At 61.9% G+C, this 22,289-nt stretch carries 33 protein-coding genes and 3 pseudogenes; 26 read left to right on the top strand and 10 right to left on the bottom strand.

Annotated features, from left to right (window positions below):
- The first annotated feature begins 73 nt into the window (after positions 1-73).
- From QNJ43_RS11725 to QNJ43_RS11700, 6 genes are all read left to right on the top strand, one after another.
- Positions 74-415, top strand: a complete 342-nt coding sequence (locus tag QNJ43_RS11725) for a DUF4260 domain-containing protein (RefSeq protein WP_300470175.1) — start codon at positions 74-76, stop codon at positions 413-415.
- Positions 375-965, top strand: coding sequence for an alpha/beta hydrolase (locus tag QNJ43_RS11720; RefSeq protein ID WP_300470348.1), 591 nt, complete (start codon positions 375-377; stop codon positions 963-965). Before QNJ43_RS11725 ends, QNJ43_RS11720 begins: the two co-directional genes overlap by 41 nt.
- Before the next feature lie 378 nt (positions 966-1,343).
- Positions 1,344-1,943: a tannase/feruloyl esterase family alpha/beta hydrolase gene (locus QNJ43_RS11715; protein WP_300470346.1), complete on the top strand. Its 600-nt coding sequence runs from the start codon at positions 1,344-1,346 to the stop codon at positions 1,941-1,943.
- Complete coding sequence (locus QNJ43_RS11710; protein WP_346432957.1) at positions 1,838-2,356, top strand: tannase/feruloyl esterase family alpha/beta hydrolase; 519 nt, start codon at positions 1,838-1,840, stop codon at positions 2,354-2,356. Before QNJ43_RS11715 ends, QNJ43_RS11710 begins: the two co-directional genes overlap by 106 nt.
- Positions 2,347-2,568: a tannase/feruloyl esterase family alpha/beta hydrolase gene (locus QNJ43_RS11705; RefSeq protein ID WP_300470173.1), complete on the top strand. Its 222-nt coding sequence runs from the start codon at positions 2,347-2,349 to the stop codon at positions 2,566-2,568. The genes QNJ43_RS11710 and QNJ43_RS11705 overlap by 10 nt, the downstream gene beginning before the upstream one ends.
- Positions 2,555-2,914: a tannase/feruloyl esterase family alpha/beta hydrolase gene (locus tag QNJ43_RS11700; RefSeq protein WP_346432956.1), complete on the top strand. Its 360-nt coding sequence runs from the start codon at positions 2,555-2,557 to the stop codon at positions 2,912-2,914. Before QNJ43_RS11705 ends, QNJ43_RS11700 begins: the two co-directional genes overlap by 14 nt.
- 58 nt (positions 2,915-2,972) lie before the next feature.
- Here QNJ43_RS11700 and QNJ43_RS11695 read toward each other — a convergent pair whose 3' ends face one another.
- From QNJ43_RS11695 to QNJ43_RS11680, 4 genes are all read right to left on the bottom strand, one after another.
- Positions 2,973-3,848 carry an aldo/keto reductase family oxidoreductase gene (locus QNJ43_RS11695; protein WP_300470171.1) on the bottom strand — a complete coding sequence of 292 codons (876 nt, stop codon included), beginning with the start codon at positions 3,846-3,848 and terminating at the stop codon, positions 2,973-2,975.
- A gap of 188 nt (positions 3,849-4,036) precedes the next feature.
- A complete protein-coding gene (locus tag QNJ43_RS11690) occupies positions 4,037-4,255 on the bottom strand; it encodes a hypothetical protein (RefSeq protein WP_300470169.1) in 219 nt (72 codons plus the stop codon).
- A gap of 184 nt (positions 4,256-4,439) precedes the next feature.
- Positions 4,440-5,219 (bottom strand): aldolase/citrate lyase family protein, encoded by a 780-nt coding sequence (locus tag QNJ43_RS11685; protein ID WP_300470167.1) that lies wholly within the window; start codon positions 5,217-5,219, stop codon positions 4,440-4,442.
- Positions 5,220-5,382: 163 nt separating this feature from the next.
- On the bottom strand, positions 5,383-5,820 hold the full coding sequence (locus tag QNJ43_RS11680; RefSeq protein ID WP_346432946.1) for a DUF1476 domain-containing protein: 438 nt from the start codon (positions 5,818-5,820) through the stop codon (positions 5,383-5,385).
- Between the two features lie 243 nt (positions 5,821-6,063).
- Between QNJ43_RS11680 and purC the strand changes: the two genes are divergently transcribed.
- The 6 genes from purC to QNJ43_RS11650 all read left to right on the top strand — a co-directional run bounded on the left by purC (position 6,064) and on the right by QNJ43_RS11650 (position 9,380).
- A complete protein-coding gene (gene purC / locus QNJ43_RS11675; protein WP_300470165.1) occupies positions 6,064-6,861 on the top strand; it encodes a phosphoribosylaminoimidazolesuccinocarboxamide synthase in 798 nt (265 codons plus the stop codon).
- 105 nt (positions 6,862-6,966) lie between these two features.
- Positions 6,967-7,206, top strand: coding sequence for a phosphoribosylformylglycinamidine synthase subunit PurS (gene purS, locus QNJ43_RS11670; protein WP_300470163.1), 240 nt, complete (start codon positions 6,967-6,969; stop codon positions 7,204-7,206).
- Between the two features lie 65 nt (positions 7,207-7,271).
- On the top strand, positions 7,272-7,469 hold the full coding sequence (locus QNJ43_RS11665; RefSeq protein ID WP_300470160.1) for a phosphoribosylformylglycinamidine synthase-associated small membrane protein: 198 nt from the start codon (positions 7,272-7,274) through the stop codon (positions 7,467-7,469).
- Positions 7,470-7,493: 24 nt separating this feature from the next.
- Positions 7,494-8,168 carry a phosphoribosylformylglycinamidine synthase subunit PurQ gene (gene purQ, locus QNJ43_RS11660; protein ID WP_300470157.1) on the top strand — a complete coding sequence of 225 codons (675 nt, stop codon included), beginning with the start codon at positions 7,494-7,496 and terminating at the stop codon, positions 8,166-8,168.
- 5 nt (positions 8,169-8,173) lie between these two features.
- The gene (locus QNJ43_RS11655) at positions 8,174-8,671 is read left to right on the top strand and encodes a hypothetical protein (RefSeq protein WP_300470155.1); all 498 of its coding nucleotides are present in this window, start codon (positions 8,174-8,176) and stop codon (positions 8,669-8,671) included.
- A gap of 244 nt (positions 8,672-8,915) precedes the next feature.
- Positions 8,916-9,380 carry a hypothetical protein gene (locus tag QNJ43_RS11650; protein WP_300470154.1) on the top strand — a complete coding sequence of 155 codons (465 nt, stop codon included), beginning with the start codon at positions 8,916-8,918 and terminating at the stop codon, positions 9,378-9,380.
- A 9-nt stretch (positions 9,381-9,389) separates the two neighbouring features.
- Here the strand turns inward: QNJ43_RS11650 and QNJ43_RS11645 are convergent, their stop codons facing one another.
- The 4 genes from QNJ43_RS11645 to QNJ43_RS11630 all read right to left on the bottom strand — a co-directional run bounded on the left by QNJ43_RS11645 (position 9,390) and on the right by QNJ43_RS11630 (position 12,779).
- Positions 9,390-10,190 (bottom strand): M15 family metallopeptidase, encoded by an 801-nt coding sequence (locus QNJ43_RS11645; RefSeq protein WP_300470152.1) that lies wholly within the window; start codon positions 10,188-10,190, stop codon positions 9,390-9,392.
- Positions 10,187-10,573: a hypothetical protein gene (locus tag QNJ43_RS11640; RefSeq protein ID WP_300470150.1), complete on the bottom strand. Its 387-nt coding sequence runs from the start codon at positions 10,571-10,573 to the stop codon at positions 10,187-10,189. Before QNJ43_RS11640 ends, QNJ43_RS11645 begins: the two co-directional genes overlap by 4 nt.
- Positions 10,574-10,845: 272 nt before the next feature.
- A complete protein-coding gene (locus QNJ43_RS11635; protein ID WP_300470148.1) occupies positions 10,846-11,505 on the bottom strand; it encodes a class I SAM-dependent methyltransferase in 660 nt (219 codons plus the stop codon).
- Positions 11,506-11,519: 14 nt separating this feature from the next.
- A complete protein-coding gene (locus QNJ43_RS11630; protein WP_300470145.1) occupies positions 11,520-12,779 on the bottom strand; it encodes a DUF3419 family protein in 1,260 nt (419 codons plus the stop codon).
- Positions 12,780-13,118: 339 nt separating this feature from the next.
- Here QNJ43_RS11630 and QNJ43_RS11625 point away from each other — a divergent pair, with 339 nt between their 5' ends.
- From QNJ43_RS11625 to QNJ43_RS11565, 13 genes and pseudogenes are all read left to right on the top strand, one after another.
- Positions 13,119-13,586 carry a BLUF domain-containing protein gene (locus QNJ43_RS11625; RefSeq protein ID WP_300470143.1) on the top strand — a complete coding sequence of 156 codons (468 nt, stop codon included), beginning with the start codon at positions 13,119-13,121 and terminating at the stop codon, positions 13,584-13,586.
- Positions 13,587-13,833: 247 nt separating this feature from the next.
- Positions 13,834-14,070 carry a hypothetical protein gene (locus QNJ43_RS11620; RefSeq protein ID WP_300470140.1) on the top strand — a complete coding sequence of 79 codons (237 nt, stop codon included), beginning with the start codon at positions 13,834-13,836 and terminating at the stop codon, positions 14,068-14,070.
- Positions 14,071-14,080: 10 nt separating this feature from the next.
- Entirely contained in the window at positions 14,081-14,590 is a 510-nt protein-coding gene (gene mobB / locus QNJ43_RS11615) for a molybdopterin-guanine dinucleotide biosynthesis protein B (RefSeq protein ID WP_300470338.1), read from the top strand.
- The gene (locus QNJ43_RS11610; protein WP_300470138.1) at positions 14,577-15,167 is read left to right on the top strand and encodes a hypothetical protein; all 591 of its coding nucleotides are present in this window, start codon (positions 14,577-14,579) and stop codon (positions 15,165-15,167) included. Before mobB ends, QNJ43_RS11610 begins: the two co-directional genes overlap by 14 nt.
- A 2-nt stretch (positions 15,168-15,169) precedes the next feature.
- Complete coding sequence (locus QNJ43_RS11605; RefSeq protein WP_300470136.1) at positions 15,170-15,703, top strand: molybdopterin molybdotransferase MoeA; 534 nt, start codon at positions 15,170-15,172, stop codon at positions 15,701-15,703.
- Positions 15,704-15,886, top strand: coding sequence for a hypothetical protein (locus QNJ43_RS11600; RefSeq protein WP_346432955.1), 183 nt, complete (start codon positions 15,704-15,706; stop codon positions 15,884-15,886).
- 514 nt (positions 15,887-16,400) lie between these two features.
- Positions 16,401-16,726, top strand: a pseudogene (locus QNJ43_RS11595) (transporter substrate-binding domain-containing protein); the annotation flags it as partial.
- A gap of 134 nt (positions 16,727-16,860) precedes the next feature.
- Positions 16,861-17,530 (top strand): annotated as a pseudogene (locus tag QNJ43_RS11590) (ABC transporter permease subunit).
- Positions 17,531-17,622: 92 nt separating this feature from the next.
- Positions 17,623-18,358, top strand: a pseudogene (locus tag QNJ43_RS11585) (ABC transporter permease).
- 150 nt (positions 18,359-18,508) lie between these two features.
- Entirely contained in the window at positions 18,509-19,075 is a 567-nt protein-coding gene (locus tag QNJ43_RS11580; protein WP_300470134.1) for a PLP-dependent transferase, read from the top strand.
- 50 nt (positions 19,076-19,125) lie between these two features.
- Positions 19,126-19,569 (top strand): PLP-dependent transferase, encoded by a 444-nt coding sequence (locus tag QNJ43_RS11575; protein WP_300470132.1) that lies wholly within the window; start codon positions 19,126-19,128, stop codon positions 19,567-19,569.
- A complete protein-coding gene (locus QNJ43_RS11570; RefSeq protein WP_300470128.1) occupies positions 19,541-19,666 on the top strand; it encodes a PLP-dependent transferase in 126 nt (41 codons plus the stop codon). Before QNJ43_RS11575 ends, QNJ43_RS11570 begins: the two co-directional genes overlap by 29 nt.
- Before the next feature lie 100 nt (positions 19,667-19,766).
- Complete coding sequence (locus QNJ43_RS11565) at positions 19,767-20,624, top strand: NAD(P)-dependent oxidoreductase (RefSeq protein WP_300470126.1); 858 nt, start codon at positions 19,767-19,769, stop codon at positions 20,622-20,624.
- A gap of 254 nt (positions 20,625-20,878) precedes the next feature.
- On the opposite strand, the gene QNJ43_RS11560 is transcribed toward QNJ43_RS11565, so the two are convergent.
- Together QNJ43_RS11560 and QNJ43_RS11555 are read right to left on the bottom strand one after the other, a co-directional pair.
- Complete coding sequence (locus QNJ43_RS11560; RefSeq protein WP_300470124.1) at positions 20,879-21,370, bottom strand: Lrp/AsnC family transcriptional regulator; 492 nt, start codon at positions 21,368-21,370, stop codon at positions 20,879-20,881.
- Positions 21,371-21,529: 159 nt separating this feature from the next.
- Positions 21,530-21,712 (bottom strand): hypothetical protein, encoded by a 183-nt coding sequence (locus QNJ43_RS11555; protein WP_300470122.1) that lies wholly within the window; start codon positions 21,710-21,712, stop codon positions 21,530-21,532.
- On the opposite strand from QNJ43_RS11555, the gene QNJ43_RS11550 reads away from it, so the two are divergent.
- On the top strand, positions 21,671-22,222 hold the full coding sequence (locus tag QNJ43_RS11550) for a rhodanese-like domain-containing protein (protein WP_346432954.1): 552 nt from the start codon (positions 21,671-21,673) through the stop codon (positions 22,220-22,222). The two genes, QNJ43_RS11555 and QNJ43_RS11550, sit on opposite strands and share 42 nt — an antisense overlap.
- The last annotated feature ends 67 nt before the right edge of the window (positions 22,223-22,289 follow it).

Below are 22,289 nucleotides of genomic sequence, written 5' to 3'. Positions count from 1 at the left end.
CGGGTCCTCACGAGACGAGAAACTGCAGAATGTCGGACCAGCGCACGCTATTCACCTGGCTCAGGCTCGAAGGTTGGCCATCTTCCTGACCTCCCTTGCCTGCTATCATGCGGCGGGCGCATCGTGGTGGCTGTTCGTGGTGCTGTTCTTCGTGCCGGATCTATCCATGCTCGGCTACGCCGTGAACGCCCGTATCGGCGCGCTCGTCTACAATCTCGGACACGCCTATATCGTACCGGCGCTCATCGCGATTGCCGGGATCCTGCTGGGCCTGCCCGTGATGGTCTCCTGCGCGATCATCTGGTTCGGACATATCGGGTTCGACCGCATGTTCGGCTTCGGCCTGAAGAGCGTCGACGGCTTCAAGGTCACACATCTGGGAACAATGTCCCGACAGACATTATCAACCTCATGAAACCTCCCAAGTCGATATTCTTATCGTCCCCGGGCTCCGCAATTCTGGTCCCGACCACTGGCAGACGCGCTGGCAGCAAAAGCTGTCGACGGCAAAATGTGTGGATATGGGAAACTGGGAGCGGCCGCATCTCGCCGACTGGCGGGAACGGCTGGTGCGGGCCGTCAACGCGGCTGAGCGCCCGGTGGTGCTGGTGGCGCATTCGCTGGGCGTCGTAATGGTTGCCCATGCCGCACCGGAGTTCGAACCGGGCAAGGTCGTCGGCGCCTATCTCGTCGCCATGGCGGATGTGGAGGACACGACGCGCTCCTCCCCCGAAACCCACAACTTCGCGCCCATCCCGCGCGAGCCCCTGCCCTTCGAGACGGTGATGGTTGCCAGCCGCAACGATCCGCACGCCGCATGGACCCGGTCGGAGACGATCGCCAACCAGTGGGGCGCGAAGTTCGAAGATGCGGGAGAGGCCGGCCACATCAACGCCGACAGCGGTCAGGGCCCGTGGCCGGAAGGGTTGTTGTCCTTCGCCAGGTTCATGTCGCGGCTAGGATAAGCACGATATCGGCAGCCGCGTGCGACGGATAAACGCCGCCCTGACGGGAAGACGACGGCAACGGGTCGTAACGTCCCTTCCCGCGTCGACGTATTTCCACGCACCATGCCGTGGGGTTGAGCATTTCTGCTTCGAGGTTCCTTACGACCAAGACCACGGAAGACACGGAATATTGCCGAAAGTCCAAACGTTCACGCCTCCGGAAGGTGATATTTCGCCTTCTGACCTGGCGCATATCTGTCATTTATTTCAATTACATGCCGCAATGGTCGAGCGCCTTGCCGGACCCGCGATGCGGGTGGCGCCGCGATCCAATGCGGCGAGCTTGGAAAGGTATGATGCATGGTAAAATCAACAGCTTTGCTTGCTCTACTGTTGGTGACAGGAGCGGCACTCGCACTGGCAGACGGCGATTTCTGCGATGAGGTCAGTCTAGCTCTCAACAACGAGACCACCGAGACTGTCGCCGAACTCATCCTGGAACTTGATCCGGATACCGTCGGTGGCAAGCTCACGGCCGAAGTCCCGCCCTTCTGTCGGGCGACGGGCACGGCATCTCCGGTGGAAGGTGCCCGGATCGGCTTCGAGATCTGGCTGCCGGAAAAGGACTGGAACGGACGGCTCCTGATGTTCGGCAATGGCGGCTACAGCTCGAAGATATCCTATGACAAGGCCGAGCGTGCGCTTTCGAAAGGCTATGCGGTCGCGCTCACCGATACCGGACATGAGGGCAACGATCCGATCTTCGGCAAAGGACATCCGGAGGCTATCGTCGACTGGGCCCACCGTGCGGTTCATGAGACCGCGCTGCGCGGCAAGGCCGCGATTGCCGCCTACTATGGCAAGGGGCCTAACTACTCCTATTTCGACGACTGCTCGACCGGCGGTCAGCAGGCCTTCAGCAAGGCGCAGCGCTATCCGGAGGACTTCAACGTAATTCTTGCCGGGGAGCGCCGGGCAACAACCACACCCATCTGAATGCCGGGTTCCTCTGGCTCTATCTGGCCAATCACGAGCACAGCAACAATGCCGAGCAGATCATCCCAAACCAGAAGATGCCCACGGTTGCCAAAGCGATCTTCAAGCAGTGCAAGGCACAGCGCGCAAGCAACGCGGGCGGGCTTGCCTCCGATGCGTTCCTGAACGAGCCGCTGTCGTGCAAGCCGGACCTCCAGGCGCTCGTCTGCGAGGACGGAGAAGACTGCTTCACGCAAGCAGAGGTCGACGCGCTGGCCAAGATGTATGACGGCGTCTGCAATCCCCAGGCCGCCGAACGGATTTATTACGGCTGGCCGGTCGGCTCGGAAAACGCCATCAAGGTCGAGAGCAAGCCCGGCTGGGTCTTGTATATTGGGCCGATTTCGGCAACATTCATCAGCCCGTGCGGGTGAGCTTCTGGCAGGTCTGGGGCTTCGACGATCCGCAGTGGTCGTGGTGGGATCTGGATCTGTCGATGGACATACAGCGCCTCGATGACTGCATCGCCGACACGGTCAATGCGATGAACGCCGACCTCTCGCGCTTCAAGGCGGCGGGCGGCAAGATGCTGCACTACCACGGATTGTCGGACCCGGTGGTGCTGGCGCTCGATTCCATCACCTAACTTCGATCGGGCGCAGAAGAAGCTGGGTGACACCGGCGACTTCTATCGGCTGTTCCTGATGCCGGGCGTGGAGCACTGCAACGGCGACCAGGGTGCCGACACCATGGATCGGCAATTGTTGATCGAAGCCTGGGTTGAGAACGGCGAGGCACCGTCACGGATCATGGCCGTGCACCATGCGGGCAATGACGCGAACGCGGAGGTCACGTTCACGCGGCCGCACTGCCCCTATCCACAACAGGCATTCTACACCGGTACCGGTGACGAAACCGATGCCGCGAACTTCGAATGCTGGGACGCGCCGAAGCCGGACTATGAAGCTCCGGGCGAGGCCTATCTGCGCTGACCGGAGGCTGCGGGGCCGTTCTTGACGGTTCCGCGGCACACCTTTTTCAAAACTATTTCTACGCGGACTTCTTGCCGATGGCGTCCAGTTCGCTCATCGCATCGTCCGGCAACTCAAGCTCTGCGGCGGCGATGTTCTCCTTCAGATGCACGATGGAGGACGTGCCGGGGATCGCCAGAATGTTGGGCGAACGACGCAGCAGCCAGGCGAGCGCCACCTGCATCAGCGTGGCGCCGAGCCGTTTTGCCACCGCGTTCAGCATCTCCGACTGCAACGGCGTGAAACCGCCCAGCGGGAAATACGGCACGAACGGCGTGCCAGCTGCCGCCATCTCGTCGATCAGCGGATCGTCGTTGCGGATGGCGACGTTGTACATGTTCTGCACGCAGACGATGTCGCAGATCTTGCGCGCGTCCGCCACCTGACGGGACGTGGCGTGCGAAAGGCCGATATGCTTGACGAGCCCCTTGCGCTGCAACTCGGCCAGGGCCGTCAGCGGCTCCTCGATCGGACCTTCGGCGGGCACATTGGGATCGAACATGAGACGCAAGTTCACGACCTCCATCACGTCCAGGCCGAGATTGCGCAGATTGTCGTGAACCGCCTGCGTCAACTCCTCGGCGGAAAAGGCCGCGTCCCAGGACCCGTCATCCCCGCGCAAAGACCCGATCTTGGTGACGATGACGAGATCGTCGGGATAGGGATGAAGCACTTCGCGAATGATCTGGTTGGTGACGTGCGAGCCGTAGAAATCGCTGGTGTCGATGTGATCGACGCCCAGTTCCACCGCCGCGCGCAAAACGGCGACAGCCGCATCACGGTCCTTCGGGGGACCGAAAACGCCGGGACCTGCGAGCTGCATCGCACCGTACCCGATGCGCTTCACCGTCCGGTCGCCCAAAGCAAAGGTTCCGGCTTTTTCGATAGAGGTCATGAACGTACTCCTGATGCTGCCAATGTTATAAGCACATGACATGCGCATCAGGGAAAAGAGTTTGTATCTCGGACAGGGTGTACGAGCTGCACAACAGTACATGACGAGGGGGGCGCAGCCCATAAGACAGGGACCGCGAAGCCCCCTTCCCTATGGGTCGGGGATTTCGTCCTGACCTCAGAGCCTGTTCAGGCCGGATGACCGCGGTGCGGATTAACCAGAGTCGAGATCCGCTTTGCCACCCAATAGCTGACCGGAAGCGCGATCATGACGCCCAGCGCGATAGCCGCCAGCATGGCGCGCGCATCGATCTGGCCGACGCCGAAAACGGTGAGCGGCACCAACGCACCGATACCGGCGAGCGCGGGGACGGCGATGATGAAGATGATGACGGAAAGCTTCCACATGATCCGATGCCCCTCGCAATTGGGAAACCATCGATCTCAGCAGAAGCGCACCGCCCGCGAGCATGCGATTTCGGCCGCTTCAGCCGACCACTTTACAACTTCCGGGAGTGATCATATTCGCTCATTGAAATTCTTCAATCTCCAGACAAGACAACTCGCCGCACAGGAAGATTCGCGAACTTGCCTAGGCGTTCTGGAACGGGTCGAGTATCGCCGACACCCCTGCCCGGATGATGGAGCTGTCATTCGCCCAGGAGATGAAGGTGAAGCCCATGGCTCGTGCAACATTCGCAGCTTCCAGCGTATTGCAGTAGATGCCCGCCAGCTTGCCCGCCTCGCGCGCGGACGCCGCGATCCGGGCCGCCGCTTCCTGCACCTCGTCCCCGCCGGGATCGCAGCGCGCGCCGTCGGAAAGCGCGATGGAGAGATCCGCAGGGCCGACGAAGACCCCGTCCAGTCCGTCCATGGCGACGATCTCGTCGACCACCTCCAGCGCGGAGCGCGTTTCGATCATGCCGAAGCCAACCGTTTCGGCATCCGCGCTCATGAGATAGGCCTGCGCCTCGCTCACGCCGTGCAGTTCCATGGCGCGAATCGGGCCCCAGCTTCGCGTGCCCATCGGGGGATACTTTATGTAGGAGACGAAGTCCTCGGCCTCCGCGGCGGAGCCGATCATCGGCGCGATGACGGCTTCTGCCCCCGCATCCAGCAGCCGGCTGGCGGTTGCGAATTCACCCACGGGAATGCGCGCGACGGGATGACCGCCCGCCTGCAGGATCGCAGAAATGGCATCGCGCACGGATGCGTAGTCGTGGCGGCCGTGCTGCATGTCGAGCGTCACCGCCTGATAGCCTGCACGCACCAGTTCCTGCGGCAGTTCGCGGTCCGGCATCATCGACCAGGCGGTTACGATCGTATCGCCGGCCCGCAGCCGGTTCGCAAGCGTCATCGCAGGCTCAATCATGATTGTTCTTCTCAAAGGCCGTCACACAGCCGACTTCCCGCCGCGCCCAGCGAACAGCCGAACTCCCGCCGGAAACTGAAACATTAATGACGACTGATAGCGCAAACAAAAAGGCCGCTCCACCCTTCGGCGGAACGGCCCGAACGGATCGGCTAGAAAACGATCACGACTCGCCTTTGACCTGCGCGATCGCTTCACTCATCAGCTCTTCCATCGTGCGACGGATCTGATGATCTGACTGCTCCACCTTCGCCGCGTCGAAATCGGAACGGATCTTGCGGAACACGTCCTCCTCGCCCGGCTCCTCGAGATCAGCGCGCACGACCGTCTTGGCGTATTCGACCGCCTCTTCGCCGGTCACACCCATCTTCTCCGCAGCCCATTGCCCCAGCAACCGATTGCGGCGCGCCATGGCCTTGAACTGCATTTCCTCATCGTTGACGTATCGATTTTCGAACGCGTCCTCGCGCTTGTTAAACGTGCTCATGGTCTTCTCCTGCCCTGAGACCGGCCGCGAGCGGTTGCCGGTGAATGCCGTTACGGTAACGGCATCCTGCATGTAAATATGGTCTTTTACGGCCGCGTAAACAACGCCTTGCATTGTCGGCTCTTACATATCTTTCCGCGGGACCCAAATAAATCTCGCGCGGCTGTCGCAGGACGGCTAAATCGGCGACGTCCCCAGCCTTCGCGACATGTGCGACGAAGACATTGCTGCCGATTGTATTTCCCCCTCAATTCGGGTAGGTTCCTGCCTCACTCGCGGGAGAAACGTCACGATTCCGCTTTCGCGCGCTCCTAGAACAAGCGCGAAATCCGGCGGGAAACGGAGTATCCATCGCAAATGGATTTTCTCAACAGACCACGGTATGTGCCCATGAATCGCCGCCGGCGCATCTATGAAGGCAAGGCTAAGATCCTGTATGAGGGACCGAGGCCCGGCACGCTTATCCAACATTTCAAGGATGATGCGACGGCCTTCAACGCCAAAAAACATGAGGTTATTGACGGTAAGGGAGTTCTGAACAATCGCATTTCAGAATTCGTCTTCACTAACCTGAATGCAATCGGCGTCCCCACCCACTTCATCCGCCGGCTGAACATGCGCGAGCAGCTCATCCGGGAAGTCGAGATCATTCCTCTGGAAGTTGTGGTGCGCAACGTTGCCGCAGGATCGCTGGCAAAACGCCTCGGCCTGGACGAAGGCATGCAACTGCCCCGCTCCATCATCGAGTTCTACTACAAGAACGATGAACTCGACGATCCGATGGTCTCCGAAGAGCACATCACGGCTTTCGGCTGGGCCACGCCGCAGGAGATCGACGACATCATGGCGCTGGCCATCCGCGTCAACGACTTCTTGTCGGGCCTGTTCCTGGGCGCCGGCATCCGCCTCGTCGACTTCAAGATGGAGTGCGGACGGATGTGGGAAGGCGAGATGATGCGCATCGTCGTCGCCGACGAGATTTCCCCCGACTCATGTCGTCTGTGGGACATCAAGACCAACGACAAGCTGGACAAGGACCGCTTCCGTCGCGACATGGGCGGCCTCGTCGAGGCCTACCAGGAAGTGGCGCGCCGCCTCGGGATCCTGATCGAAAACGATCGTCCCCACGGCACCGGCCCGGTGCTGGTGAAGTAGCGGCTTGTTAAGTCGCCATACAATGATGTAACCCCTAAAACGCCCGTGCAGGAAAACGGCACGGGCGTTTTTCTTATTTGCCGACCGACCGTATCAGGACCCACCATGAAGGCACGTGTCACCGTCACGCTGAAAACCGGCGTTCTCAACCCCCAGGGCAAGGCTATCGAAGGCGCGCTTGGCGCGTTGGGCTTCGACGGCGTCGCCGGCGTTCGTCAGGGCAAGGTGTTCGATATCGAACTGGACGGCGCCAACAAGGCCAAGGCCAAGGCCGACCTTGAGGACATGTGCGAGAAGCTACTCGCCAATACCGTGATCGAGAATTACGCCATCGAGCTGATCTGACCGGCCGAGCGTTCGATTCCGGAGCAAAGCGGTGTAGAGTGGCCGGAGACGGAATGGGAATGCGCATGACCGACGCCCCGAATGACAGCGCAAGCCCCGACATGCCTGAGGGCATCGATCCGGAGATCCGCGATCCGGCGACCGAAAGGGCAGCGAACGGCGGCGACACACGCCACATCGTTCGCTTTCTGATCGTCAAAGCGCTGGTGTTCATGCTGTTTCCGGCCGTGCTCACAGCTCTTGCCGTCTTCTTTATGATCTAGCCCCTGGCTCAAAGTGTGAGACCCATGAAATCAGCCGTCGTCGTTTTCCCCGGTTCCAATCGCGACCGCGACATGCTGTACGCGCTGGAGCTCGTCACCGGTGAAAAGCCGGTCGCCGTCTGGCATCAGGATACAGAGCTTCCCAATGTCGACCTGGTGGTTCTACCGGGTGGCTTCTCCTACGGCGACTATCTGCGCTGCGGGGCCATTGCCGGGCGCTCTCCGATTCTCACCGAGGTTTCCCGGTTTGCCGAAGGTGGCCAGATGGTGCTCGGCGTGTGCAACGGCTTCCAGATCCTCACCGAAACGGGCCTGCTGCCCGGCGCGTTGATGCGCAATGCGGATCTGAAATTCGTCTGCAAGGAGGTCAAGCTCCAGACCGTCAACACCCAGACGCCCTTCTCCAGCGCCTTCGAGAAGGATCAGATCTGGCGCTGCCCGGTTGCCCATCACGACGGCAACTATTTCGTCGATCCGGAGACGCTGAAGCGTCTGGAAGGCGATGGCCGCGTGGTCTTCCGCTATGCGGAGGGCACCAATCCGAACAGCTCGATCAACGACATCGCTGGCATCGTCAGCCCGGCGGGCAACGTGCTCGGCATGATGCCGCATCCGGAAGATCTGGTCGAACCCGCCCAGGGCGGCACGGACGGGCGCCGGCTGTTCGAAAGCCTGATGCAGACGTTCATGATGGTCTGAGGCCTGTGCTCATCGGCGCAACGGCCATTCTCATAACCCTGGCGGCGGGAGCGGTTCTCGCCCTGCCCCGGCTCATCGGGAACCAGCGCTGGCGCGCCATTGCCACCCCGCTTGCCTCCATCATCGGCTCCGGCTTTCTGGTCACGGTGCCGATCCTGCGCTCTCTCTCGGGCGCATGGGCCATCCTGCCGATGGCCGGGCTTCTGGTACTGGCCTATCTGATCGGCGGCGCGATCCGCCACAATATCCGCCATGTGGAGCCGCTCCTTGAAGAGCCCGGCAGGCCGCTAGGCATCGCCTCCCTGGAGCGGTTGTCCCATTTCGTCCTGGCCTTCGCCTATTTCGTCTCCATCACCTACTACCTCATCCTCTTCGCCTCCTTTGCGCTGAAGCCCTTCGCGGTCACCGACCCGCTGGTGGTCAAGATCTTCGTGACGGTCTGCCTGGTGCCGATCGGCGTCGTGGGGTTCATGCGCGGCTTCAAGGCCGTGGAGCGGCTGTAGGTCTATATCATCTCGCTGAAGATGGCGATCATCGCCGGGCTGATCGCGGGACTGGCGATCTTCGGGCTCGTGGAGCTCGCCACCGGCACCGTTTCAACCGTCCCGGGCCATTTCGAGACGAAGAACCTGGCGGTCTTTCTCGACCTGCTCATCGTCGTGCAGGGGTTCGAGACCTCGCACTTTCTGGGCAACGCCTATGAGACGGAATTGCGCGCGAGCACCATGCAACAGGCCCAGATTCCTGGTGGGCGTCATCTATCTCGCCTTCTTCGCGGCCATGATACCTCTCCTCGGCAATGGCGGGAACGGCGGCGGTATCGCCGCGATCGTCGACATGCTGGCGCCGATCTCGCTCATGCTGCCGATCCTTATCATGATCGGGGCGCTGGCCAACCAGTCAAGCGCGACGATTGCGGACACGTTGGGCGCGGGCGGACTGGTGCACGACATCGCGGGCGGACGGATCCGGGTGAACGACGCCTATCCGCTCATTGCCGTCATTGCCGCGATCATCACCTGGGAAACCGATATCTACTCGCTGATCACGCTCGACTCGCGGTGCTTTGCACTGTTCTATGCGCTGCAATGCGGGATCGCGTGTCTGAGTGCGGTGCGCGGAAGGCAACCGCGCAAGGCCGTCGGTTTTTTGCTGCTCGCCCTCGTCTGTGCCACCGTGGTGATCTTCGGAGCTCCTGTGGAAGGCGAGTAAGCTGCGGCGCTAGCGGTCCTTGCAGGCATTCGCGCCCGAGGCTCGCGCTATGGCGATCATTTCCGGGCGATATTCGAAATGCATGGTGTCGTAGTGATACCAGCGCCCGCCCCAGATGAAACCGTGACGTTCGAAGACCTCCACGATCTCCAGAGGATAGCGGTTGGCATAGCGCGGCACGTTGCCGGGCTTGCCACCCACCCAGCGCCAATAGTCGGCGTAATCGGTATCGAGATCGATCGCGGCGGCGAAGCTATGGACGGATAGGCGATCCGTGCCCGCAATCTTTCGCCGGTTGAAGGTGCCGGCGCTCTTCATGGCCGGTTTGCGTATCCGGGCGGGCAAACGGGCGATGTCCGCGCGCACCCGCTCCAACGCTTGAGCCGCCCCTTCCACGCGGGTGACAAGCAGCGAGTGCCCGAACCAGTCGACACGCACTGTTTTTGCCACCACCGCCTTCCGGCTGGAGCCGTAAATGCGCCGCATCAGCTTTTCAGAGCGAATGCGGCCGGGATCGAAATTGACCGCGAGCATCCCCGCACAGGGGTCCGGCGGATAGACCTGCGCGAGCATGTCCTTGATATCGGCATCGACGAGCGCCTGTGCGTGGGTTTTCGTGCGCCCATCATCGATCACGATGGGCGGGCCGCCGTCGCGCAAGTAAAGCTTTCCGTCCGCCACGTGGGACAGAGTTTCGGGATAACTTTGAACGAGGATTTCCAGCTTGCGCTCAAGTGAAAGGCCCGCCGCCCCGGCAGCCGGGACGACGCTCAGAACCAGCAGCGCGAATGCCGCCGGGCGCCGGATCATCGAACTTCGATATGGACTGAATCGCGATAGATCTCGACCCGGATCCAGCAATTGCCTTCAACGATGCGATAGCCCGCATTGCCCTCGATATATCCGTTGAGGATCATCCGCTCCATGCGGGCGCGGTTGGCGGAGGACGCAAAGAAGCGATCGCCCTCGTCGCCTCGATCGTGGATGCCGAAGCGATGGAAGTTCGCCCGGTCCTGCCGGATCACCTGCCAGGGCTCGGTCAGGCGCGCACCGCGGGAATTGTAGTGATCGTCCGGTCCGAGATAGGCGACATAGACTTCCAGCAACGGTCCCTGAGCAACGGCGGACGGGCCGAGCGCAACCGCACCGACGAGCATAGCAGCCAGCGCCAAGAGGCATTTGGACAGTTTCATCGTACCCCCCATTTTCCCGGACAAAGTGCGAAACATAGTTGCGAAGAGAGCGGAAAACGCAACGGTAAATTGATTGACCTTTGGTCGCTAGCCCATGCCGAGTTTGTTGCGGAGGCCCATCCTTCGAGACGCCCGCTGACGCGGGCTCCTCAGGATGACGTTGTGTGTTTTGCGCGGTTCTTCAGAGCTATCCCCCTGACAATGTCATCCTGAGGAGCCCGCGTCAGCGGGCGTCTCGAAGGATGGGCCTCCGCAACAACCGTCCCCTCACCTCACAGCGCGCGGATCTCGCCGTACCAGGCATAGCCGCGATATAGCGGCCGGGTGTGAAGAGCGCCGCCCTCATCTTCCGCGATATCGGCAAGCGCCTGAAAAAGGTCAGCCCGCGGCGTCACGTGGAAGGACTTCAGCCACAGGAACAACAGCGTGCGAAAGAAACGCGGCAGATGTTCCTGCTGACCGAAATCGACCACGTGCAGCCGCCCACCGGGGACCAAAACAGACGCGGCACAGACAAGTGCCTGCCGCCAGGGCGGCACCATCGAGATCGAATAGGACAGGAACACCCGATCGAACGCTGCCCGACCGAACAGGCCTGTGGGCTCGAAATCGCTTGCATCGCCCTTGGCGAGATGGATGCGGTCGGAAAGGCCCGCGCGCTCGATATTGGCGCGCGCGGTGACCAGCATCTCCTCGGAAATGTCGAGGCCGTAGAAGCGGGCGCGCGGGTGGGCCCGCGCCGCCGCGATCAGGTTTCGTCCCGTGCCGCAGCCCACCTCCAGCACGTGACCGCGTTCGAGCGGGTGCAGCGAGGCGATCAGGTGATCGCGCCCAAGCAGGTAGTACTTGCGGGTCAGGTCGTGGACATGGCACTGATACCGGTAGACTCGGTCCATCAGTTCGCCGTTATGCGGGGCTGCGATATCGGACATGGCGAGAGACCGGATCAGTTGAGCGTGTAGAGGTGGAAGCCGCCGTAGATCGAGGAGCGATCGCGGGCGTTGAGGGCGAGACTCTCCTCCTCGCGGTAGGTCCAGCGCGACAGCGTCTCCTCCGCCACGCGGCCCGGCAGCAGGGTCGGCTCGGCGGCGGTCCGGAAGATGACGCGGGCGCCGGGCCGCGTGGTGCGGGTGATCTCGCTCCACAGCGCGTTCAACTGAGCATCGGTCATCCAGTCCTGTGCATCGAGCAGCACATAGGCATCGAGGCTTCCATCTTCCTCGCCGGCCAGTTGCTCGGTGAAGGAGCGGTTCACGACCTTGACCCGGCCGGCCCACTCGCGGATATCCTCGAAATGTGTACGCTTGAGATAGGGCGGCAACGACCCGGCGGGGCCAGTGCTCTCACCCTCCCCCTTCGGCGCATAGCCGCGGGCAAAGGGCTGCCAGGCGAAGTAGTTCTCCGACATGGGGAAATCGCAGGCGAGCTTTTCAAGCCGCTGGCGCAGGACGCCCGCCATGTCGCCGCCGCCCGCGGAGGCCAGCGCCTCGTACTGGGTGGGCGGGATGCCGAGACCGTAGAACGACATCTTCTTAGAGATTGCCCAGCGCACCAGACGCTTGTCGAAAATCGGGGCGAGCGCAGTGTCGAAGAAAGTGCGCTGCTCGTCGAGCGAGCGGACCTGCAGCATGTCCTTCGGGTCGATGCCATAGAGACGAGCGATGAAGTGACTGGCGCCGATGAAATAACCGAGCAGCCCGTGATAGTAGAGATCGCGCGAGAACAACGTGATGCGGCGACGGCCCCAGCCCGACAGGCTGCACCCTTCCCAGTAGCGCCGCGTGGTGTCGTCCAGCCGATCCTTCAGAAAGCGCTTGTAGGCGGTGATGTTGGCCTTTTCGTCGACCTCGCCGAAGAAGCGGTAGAAGGTGTCGTGGTTCGGCAGGTTTTTCACCGCGGCCAGCTTCAGCTGGGTGAATGCGACATGAGCGCGGTTGAGGTCGACGGCAATGATCTCGGCCGGATCGGCGGTCAGGTAGCTCATCACATTGCAGCCGCCCGACGCGATGGTGACCATGCGGCTATCGGGACGAAGCTTCAGCGCCGTCATGTCGACTTCCGGATCCTCCCAGATCTGCGGATAGACCAGCCCCTTGAAGGCAAAGGTGAACATGTGCTCCAAAAAGCCCTCGCGGGTGCCCGCTGCGGAGCAGTGCACCGCCTCCCTCAGGCGGCAGGAGGAATCACTCAAAGCTTGGTCGGCCATCGCCAATCTCCGCTCACGGCACCTGGCCTTTTGCCAGTACGCGATATTACGGCGAGGCTTACGCGGGATCAGCGACAGTTTGGTGACGGTAGCCATTGGGAAAACATCGTATTCAGCCACATGTGGAGCCGAACCTGACGCTGTTGCGCCATTGGCGGATTTCCGTTCTTTAGCCGGCTCTCTCAGTAATGGCACGAATACTATATAAATTTACTTCAATTTTACCCGAACGGGCCGACCATGAACGTTCAAGGCGTGGTCCTTCGACGGCCCGGTCGCAAGAGGGCTCGGAGAGCAGGCGCAGATCGTTTTCACAATCGACACGGCAGCGAGGAAGCCATGAGCCTCTACCAGATCTGCTACCGAAGCCGAATCAAGCCGGACGTCCTCAGCCAGGATCCCGAGGACGCCATCGCGCAGACCACACACCGCCTGCGCCGCATGAACGCCCTCAACGGGGTGACGGGCGCGCTCATTTTCACCGACACGCATGTTTTCCAGCTCATCGAAGGGCAGGCGGAACGCGCGACCGCCTCGCTGGAATGCGCCGTCGCCGACCCGCGCCATGAACGCCATGAAGATGTGGAAATCCTGTCGCGCAAGGCGGCCGAATACCGGCTCTTTCACGACAGCTGGCTCTATTTCGCCGATCTGCGCATGGATCACGGCCGCGAATTGCCCTCGCAACTCGCCATGATAATGCCTCGCCCCGAGACCGCAACGGCGGCCGATGTCCTGGCGCTCATGGCCTATATCGCGGGCGATCTGGCGGAGGCGCATCTGACCAACCGGATCCTGCAGATCTAGCGGGCGTGTGGAGCCTTGAGCCTGGGAACCTGGGCCCATCCTTCGAGACGGTCGCTTCCGCGACCTCCTCAGGATGACGTTGTGCATGCGGCGAGCTTCTTCAGCTCCATCAACACGATAACGTCATCCTGAGGAGCCGTCGCAGACGGCATCTCGAAGGATGAGCCTTGCGTGACACACTCCCCCACGACCACACCACCGGCCCCAATTGCGCCGCCTTCATCGTCTCCATTTTGCCGTTGCTCGCGTGACGGCGGACGATCTGGCCGAGTGGCCCGCGACATCCGACACACGCAAGGTCCTGGCCTGGGTCGAACGGCACCGCAACCTTTCCGTAGACTTCCCGCCGCACGAGGGCTCCGACCCGTTTTTCAACATCAACACGCCGGAAGACCTGGTCCAGGCGGAGCGCATGCTCGCAGATACGTCGGACGAACCCGGGCCATCGCCGGACGAGAACGAAAAGACCAAGGCCAACGCATGACGCAAACCGTATCGGCATCACGGGATGGAAAAACTCCGGCAAGATGACGCTGGTGGAACGGCTGGTGTCGGAATTCACCGGGCGCGGATACAAGATCTCCACGATCAAGCACGCCCATCACACATTCGATATCGACCATCAGGGCACGGACAGCTATCGTCACCGTGAAGCGGGCGCGATCGAGGTCGCGCTGGTCTCCGGTTGTCGTTGGGCCTTGATGCACGAATTGCACGGCGATGACGAGCCGCCGCTGGAGGCGGTGCTGAACCGAATTTCTCCGTGCGATCTCGTGCTGGTGGAAGGCTACAAGCAGGAGGCACGCGCCAAGATCGAGGCGCGACGCTCAGATGCCAAGAAGACCGAGCCGCTCACGCCCGGCGATCCGGCCATCGTGACGATTGCCGCCGACCATGCCATCGAGGGCGAAACCGTGCCGGTGCTGGACCTGAACGACATCTCCGCGATTGCCGACTTCATCATCGACTACTGCCGACTGCCGAAACGCGATGACGCCGAATAAGCCCTTCCCCCCCCCAGAACTGCGCTCGCTCGTGGACGACTGTTTCCAGCACGACAACGAACGCCTGCGCCACGACGAAGCCATCGAGATTCTACGCTCGCGGGTGAAACCGGTCGCAAAGCCGGAGACGGTCTCGCTGGAAGAGGCGGCCGGGCGCATTCTGATGGAGCCCGTCACCTCGCCGCGCAACGTGCCGCCGACCGACAATTCGGCCATGGACGGCTATGCCTTCGCGCAAGGCATCTACGAGGCGACCGGCGAGTTCTTCCCCGTCGATCAGCGCATCCCGGCAGGTCACCCGGCCGAGACGCCGCTTCTGCCGGGCCGAGCAGCACGCATCTTCACCGGCGCGGTCATGCCCGAGGGCGCCGATACGATCGCTATGCAGGAAGACTGCGAGAAGCACGAACAAGACGGCCAGCCCTTCGTCATCATTCCGCCGGGACTAAAAAAGGGCACCAATGTGCGCCGGGCGGGCGAGGACGTGGCCAAGGGGGCGGAGCTCATTCCCGCGCGCAGCCGGTTGCGGCCGCAGGAAATCGCCGCCATAGCGTCCGTCGGACCGGCCCCGAGGTGACCGTGGCGCGACGTCTGAAGGTGGCGCTTGTATCCACCGGCGACGAGATCGTGCGCCCGGGCAACCCGATCGAGCCCGGTCAGGTCTATGACGCCAACCACTATCTGCTGCACGCGCTGATCAATTGCGTGAATGCGGAAGCGGTCGATCTCGGCATTCTCAAGGACGACCGGAAAGCGACGGAAGCCGCGATCAAGGCGGCATCGAGCAAATACGACGCGATCCTGACCACGGGCGGGGCCAGCAAGAGCGAGGAGGACCATCTGGTTGCAGCCCTCGATGCGCTGGGAACCCGGCACATGTGGCAGCTTGCCATCAAGCCCGGTCGGCCGATGAATTTCGGACAGATCGGCGACTGCATCATGCTGGGCCTTCCGGGCAATCCGGTGGCCGCGATGGTGTGCTTCCTGCTCTATGTGCGCCCCGTGCTCATCGCCATGTCGGGCGCACCGTGGCCGGAGCCTATCCGCTTTCAGCTTCCCGCCGCCTTCGAGATCAAGAAGAAGCCCGGTCGGCGCGAGTTCTCGCGCGGCTGACTGACCCGCGACCACAAGGGGACGCTATGCGTCAACAAGTTCGAGCGTGACGGATCCGGCCTGATCACCGGACTTCGCGAAGCGGACGGCCTGATCGAGATCGCGGAAGACACCACCAAGGTGGAACGCTGTTCGACGGTGAACTTCATCCCCTTCACCGAACTGGAGCTTCCCGACAAGTAACCGGAGGCCGAGGGCGGCCCGGAATACGGATAGCCCGCCCTCACCCTAGCCCTCTCCCCATGGGAGAGGGAACTCGTTCACGTCGAGCCAAGTCAAGCGTACCACTCCATGGGGATCGGGTAAGGCCCCAAATTACCTCTCCCATGGGGAGAGATCGGCGCATATACGCCGGGTGAGGGGATGAGATCTCTCGAGGAGACACCCATGAGCGGCCGACTCGACCGTCTCTGCGCGTAGCCCCTCTCGCCCCCCTCCCCGGCACAGTTTACGTTTGGTCCGCTCGCACCGGGGCTGCTCAATTTCTGCACTGCGGTGAAAAAAGGTGCTAATGCGACACCATCCCTGGCCCAATATGATTGCGCCGTCGCAATTTTTAATGGGAGTATGCGGACAGACATTGGTCTTGCAATTTTAGCGAGCCGACAGTCGGTCGCGGCACGTGCACCGTAGCAAGGCAACAAACCTGTATCCAGAGGAACACTATGCGTTTCATTATCCGCGCAGCCGCAATTGCTCGGACGTGAAGGCCTATCCGACCGCGGATGAGTACAAGCTCGACATCACCAACGACCGTCTCGATGCGATCATCGACAACGTGGTCGTGCTGGGTGAGTGGATCGACAGCGACGCCGGCTCCTGCCGCAAGATCCTCGGCTCCCTGAAGCCGGATCCCGCCATCTACGGCGAAGGCATCGGCATTGCCCTGCGCAAGGGAGACAACGACCTGCGCGAGCGGTTCAACAAGGCAATCGTTGCCATCCGCGAGAACGCACCTACAAAGAACGCACCTACAAGAAGATCAACGGCAAGTACTTTAAGTTAGACGTTTACGGCGACTGATTGTCCGTTGTTCCCGATAGCCGGGATGTGAGAACGATGTTCCGTGCATCTCTTGCTTCCCGGCTCACCGTTGCGTCCGGCGGAGTCCGCCTCCGCCGGCGCTATTGTTTTTGCTCTGCGCAACCGGCCCACTTATGGATCATGCCCTGACACTGCTCTCCTTCGGCAACGAGGGATGGGGCGACGAAATCGCTTCCGGGACACTCCTGACCGTCGCTCTCGCGCTGGCGAAAAACTCGGGCGACGCCAATCTCAATCGCGCTGCCAACATCTACACCACCATCTTTCGCGGTCTGCCGGAGCTGATGACCCTGTTCCTCGTCTATTACGGGGTGCAGATCGGGCTGCAAGCCTTCATCGGACTGTTCGTCAAAGGCTTCTACATCGAGATCAACGGCTTCCTGACCGGGATGGTCGCGCTCGGCGTGGTGTTTCTCCTCCTATGCCAGCGAAGTGTTCCTGTCGGCCTTCTGAGACATTTCATATGGCCAGTACGAGGGCGGGTACGCGCTGGGCCTGTCGCGCTACCAGACCATGCGGCTCATCATCGTGCCGCAGCTCATCCGCCTCGCCCTTCCCGGCCTCTCGAACCTTTGGCTGGTGCTTCTGAAGGATACCGCGCTTGTTTCCGTCATCGGCCTGTCCGAACTCCTGCGCATGGCCGGCGTCGCCGCGCGCGTTTCCAAGGAAGCCTTCCTGTTCTTCGGCGTTGCCAACCTGGTCTACCTGCCCCTGTCGGCCATCTCCTCCATCGGATTGACGCGCATCGACAACTGGGCGCGGCGCGGGAAGATCAAACGATGAGCATCGACGCCGAAGCCGTAGACGTCGCCCCGCCGCCCGCAAGCACCGCTCCGCGGCCCTAGACCTTCGCGCGTATCGCCGGTTACGCGCTGATGGGCTTCTGGATCCTGTTCGCGCTTGGACTGATCCTGTTCCTCGTCAGATCCTATGACCCGGAATTCATGGAGAAGTACGGCTTCAAGTATATTGAAGGCCTCGTCATCACGATCCAGCTCATCATCATCTCGGTGGTTGTGGGCGCGGTCGTCTCGCTGCCGGTGACGCTCGGGCGGTTGTCGCAGAACCCCTATTTCAGCCGTATGGCGGCGGCTTATGTCTATTTCTTTCGCGGCACGCCGCTGATCGCACAGGTGTTCCTGATCTATTACGGCGTCGGTTCCTTCTGGCCGTTCTTTCAAGATATCGGCCTGTGGTGGTTCCTGCGTGACGCGTGGGACTGCGCGCTGCTCGCCTTCACTTTGAACACCTCCGCCTATCAGGTCGAGATCCTGTCCGGTGCGATCCGCAACGTGCCCAAGGGACAGATCGAGGCGGGCGAGACGCTGGGACTTTCGTGCGTGGTGATCTTCTTCCGCCGTGCTGCCGCAAGCCTTCATCACGGCGCTGCTCCCCTATGGCAACGAGCTGGTGCTGATGCTGAAGGGCTAGGCCATCGTTTCCATCGTCACGGTCTACGATCTGATGGGCGAGACGCGGCGCATCTACGCCCGCACCTACGATTTCCAAGCCGACCTGTGGGCCGCCATAATCTATATCACCGTCGTGGAAGAGCTCCGCAGGCTGTGGGACAGGCTGGAAGCCCGCATTACACGGCACCTGAAACGGTAACCGTCGCGCTCAAGCCCGAGACTGGCAAACTGGGACTGCTGCTTTTCTCGCCGCCGATTTCGCGACCGTGCCCCTTTTCCCCGACCGGGCCGCACGACTCGCACCTATCGCCGTCCCGCCCCCCGGCAAGCTCCGCCTTTGAGAGCCATCATGAGCGCAGAAAAGAATATCGCCACCCACCTCGCCCACGCAGGCGGCAAGCCGGATCAGCACACGGGCGCCGTGGTGCCCGGCATCGATCCGGCCACCACGTTCGCGCGCGACGAAACCTATGCGACCTATGCGCTGAAAAGCGCCAGCCACCTTTATTCGCGCGACGACAACGATCTCTACCGCCAGGCAGAAGCGCTGATCGCCCGCATGGAAGGGGCGAGGAAACCCGGCTGTTCTCTCCTCCGGCATGGCCGCGATCGCCGCCGTTTTCCGCTCCGTGCCGCAAGGGCGGTCGTAATCGTGCAGTCGGGCATCTACTGGGACACGACCGCATGGGTTCGCAAATTCTGCAAGCGCAACGGCATCGCGCTGGTGGAATGCGACGTCAGCGACAATGCCAAGCTGGTCGAAACGCTTTCGCAGACGGCGGCCGATCTCGTCTTCATCGAGACGCCCTCCAACCCCACCTTGAAGGTCACCGACATCAAGGCGGCGGCGGACGCTGCGCATAATGCGGGCGCAGTGCTGGCGGCGGATGCGACCACCGCCACGCCGCCGATCTGACAGCCGATGAAATACGGGGCAGATTTCGTCATCCATTCCGCCATCAAGGCGTGAACGGGCATTCGGACCTGCTGGCCGGTGTCGTCTCCACGTGCGACGCCTCTTCCGAGCACTGGCGGCTGATCTGCAAGGAACGCCACGATGCGGGCGCTGTGCTGGGCTCATTCGAGGCTTGGCTGCTTGTGCGCGGCCTGCGCACGCTGTCGCTGCGTGTGGAGAGGATGAACGCCAATGCTCTGGCGGTCGCCCAATTCCTGGAAGGCCACGCCAAGGTGGAGACGGTGCTCTATCCGGGGCTCGCCACCCATCCGGGGCATGAGATCGCCATCAAGCAGATGACCGGCGGGTTCGGTTCGCTCGTCTCCGTGCTTATCAAGGGTGGCCGGGAAGAGGCGCTGGCCGTTTTTTGCCGGGCGTCTTCAGATCTTCCTGCGTGCGACGTCGCTGAGCGGCGTGGAGAGCCTCGTGGAGCACCTCTATTCCATCGAGGGTGATGCGACGGGCGTGCCGAAGAACCTGCTGCGCCTTTCCATCGGCATCGAACATGTCGACGACCTGATCGGCGACCTCGACCAGGCGCTTTCCGCCTGAGGGGCTATCTCATCCGCCCCGACTTGGACTAGGCTTCGCGCCGGGCGAACGGGGAGCGCCACTCTCTCCATCGCTGGAGGAACATCTCGAGGGGGATTTGATGGCAAAAGTCGCGTTTATCGGTCTGGGCGTCATGGGCTACCCGATGGCCGGACACCTGAAGACGAAGGGCGGGCACGATGTGACCGTCTACAATCGCACGGCGGAAAAGGCCGAGGCCTGGGTCAAGGAATATGGCGGAGAGCGCGCCTCCACCCCGGTGGTCGCGGCTGAAGGATGCGATTTCGTCTTCACCTGCGTGGGCAATGACGACGACCTGCTCTCGGTCACGCTCAGCCCCGACGGTGCCTTCAAGGGCATGAAGGACGGCGCCGTCTTCATCGACAACACGACCGCTTCTGCCCACGTGGCGCGCGCCAACGGGTTTTCCTTCCTCGATGCCCCCGTCTCCGGCGGTCAGGTCGGCGCGGAGAACGGCGCTCTCACCGTAATGGTGGGCGGCGATGCGGATGCCTTCGAGCGGGCAAAACCCGTCATCGACTGTTATGCGAAGACGGTCGGCCTGATGGGCGAGACCGGGGCCGGGCAGCTCACCAAGATGGTTAACCAGATCTGCATCGCCGGGCTCGTTCAGGGCCTGTCAGAGGCGATCCATTTCGCGGGCAAGGCCGATCTCGACATCGAAAAGGTGATCGGCGTGATCTCCAAGGGGGCGGCGCAGTCCTGGCAGATGGAAAACCGCTGGAAGACCATGGCCGAAGGCACGTTCGATTTCGGCTTCGCGGTCGACTGGATGCGCAAGGATCTCTCCATCTGCCTGGAGGAGGCGCGCTCCAACGGGGCCAGCCTGCCGGTCACGGCCATGGTCGATCAGTTCTACTCGGAAGTGCAGGCCATGGGCAGCCGGCGCTGGGATACGTCGAGCCTCATCGCACGGCTTGAGAAGACGGGGGAGTAGGCGCGCGCGAGATCGGGGGCACAGCCCGTGGGGACCGAGGCTCCGCTCGAGGATTGCCCTGCTCCCCGACCCCATCCATCGTCATCCCCCGGCTCTGTCCGGGGGATCCAGCACTCTCCGTGCATGACGCTGCCTGCTGGATTGCCCGGACTTCGCCGGGCAATGACGGCGGAGAGAACGGCGTGCCACGCGACCTCTCGTGTTCCGTCCGGCAGACACGCTCTCCAGCATCCGCCAGGACGCAAGAGGCCCCCCTACTCCGACTGCCCTCGATCCTTTCCGATGACGATGTAGTTCAGCGACAGTTCGGAGGTGTTCTTGATCTGCTCCATCGCGAAGGTGGTGGAGACGTCGGCGATATCAATCTTGGCGATCAGTTTCTTGTAGAAGGCGTCGTAGGCTTCGATATCGGGCACCACCACGCGCAGCAGATAGTCGACCGAGCCCGCCATGCGGTAGAATTCCACGACCTCCGGGAACTCGCGGATCACGTCAGCGAATTTTCGCAGCCAATCGTCAGTGTGCTGGTTGGTGGTGATGGCGACGAAGGCCGTCACCTTGGCGTTGACCTTGGTCTCGTCGAGGAGGACGACGCGCTTCTTGATGACGCCGTCTTCCTCCAGTTTCTGGATGCGGCGCCAGCACGGCGTGGTGGACAATCCGACACGACGGCCGATCTCGGCCACGGGAACGGTGGCGTCGATTTGCAGAATGGAGAGGATACGGCGGTCGACCTTGTCGATCATCGGCAAACGTCCTTGGAATTTTAATCTACATTCACAGTCAAATCCGACATGCGCTTTCTTGAGAGTTCCCGTGTTTGTAGAATTTGAGATTTTTCTTCTATTTTTGAGTATCGACACGCTTGTCTTTTTCGGTGTGAATGTCAATTCACTCCTCATCTTTTAATTGATGGAAACTGCCATGCTGCCCCACATCAAGACCTTCGCCGCCACGCTTGCGACGATTCGGTTTGCGCTCTTGCGCCGGCTGCCGCTGCCCCCACCCTCACGCCGCTGGTGTCGACCGACTGACTTCAGGACCATCTGGGCGACCAGGATCTCGTCATCCTCGATGTCCGCGCGCACGATGCGAAGGACAAGGCGGACGGATATGTGAGCGGGCATGTGCCGGGCGCGCTGTCGGCTCCCTATCCCGGCGCATGGCGTGCCAAGCGCGACGGCGTTCCTGCGCAGATGCCGACGGTCGAGGCTCTCGAGGCCTATCTCTCCAAGATCGGCGTGAACGACGACAAGGTGGTCGTCATCGTGCCGAGCGAGGCCTCAAGCTCGGCGCTGGGCGCCGGAACGCGGGTCTACTGGACGCTGAAGGAACTGGAGCTCGACAATCTCGCCATTCTAGACGGCGGCACCCGCGCCTGGAAGGCGGCGGGGCTCGATCTCACCACGGACGAGACGAAGCCCGTCGCGACAGATTTCACCGCAAAGCCCGATCCGAGCATCATCATCTCCACCGACGAGATGGCGGAAAATCTCGGCACGAAGACAGCGCTGCTCGATGCGCACCCGATGGATTTCTTCACCGGCAAAACCAAGCACAAGCTCGCGCCGCGCCCCGGGGCCGCCTACCCGGTTTGATCAATCTCGATCAGGACACGTTCTTCGACGCCTCCACCGGCAAGCTGAAGCCGAAGGCGGGGCTGGC

Source organism: Breoghania sp. (assembly GCF_030066895.1).
In the GTDB taxonomy this organism is placed as follows: domain Bacteria; phylum Pseudomonadota; class Alphaproteobacteria; order Rhizobiales; family Stappiaceae; genus Breoghania.
Note: the sequence above shows the minus strand (reverse complement) of the source record. Positions and strands in the feature narration are given on the sequence as shown.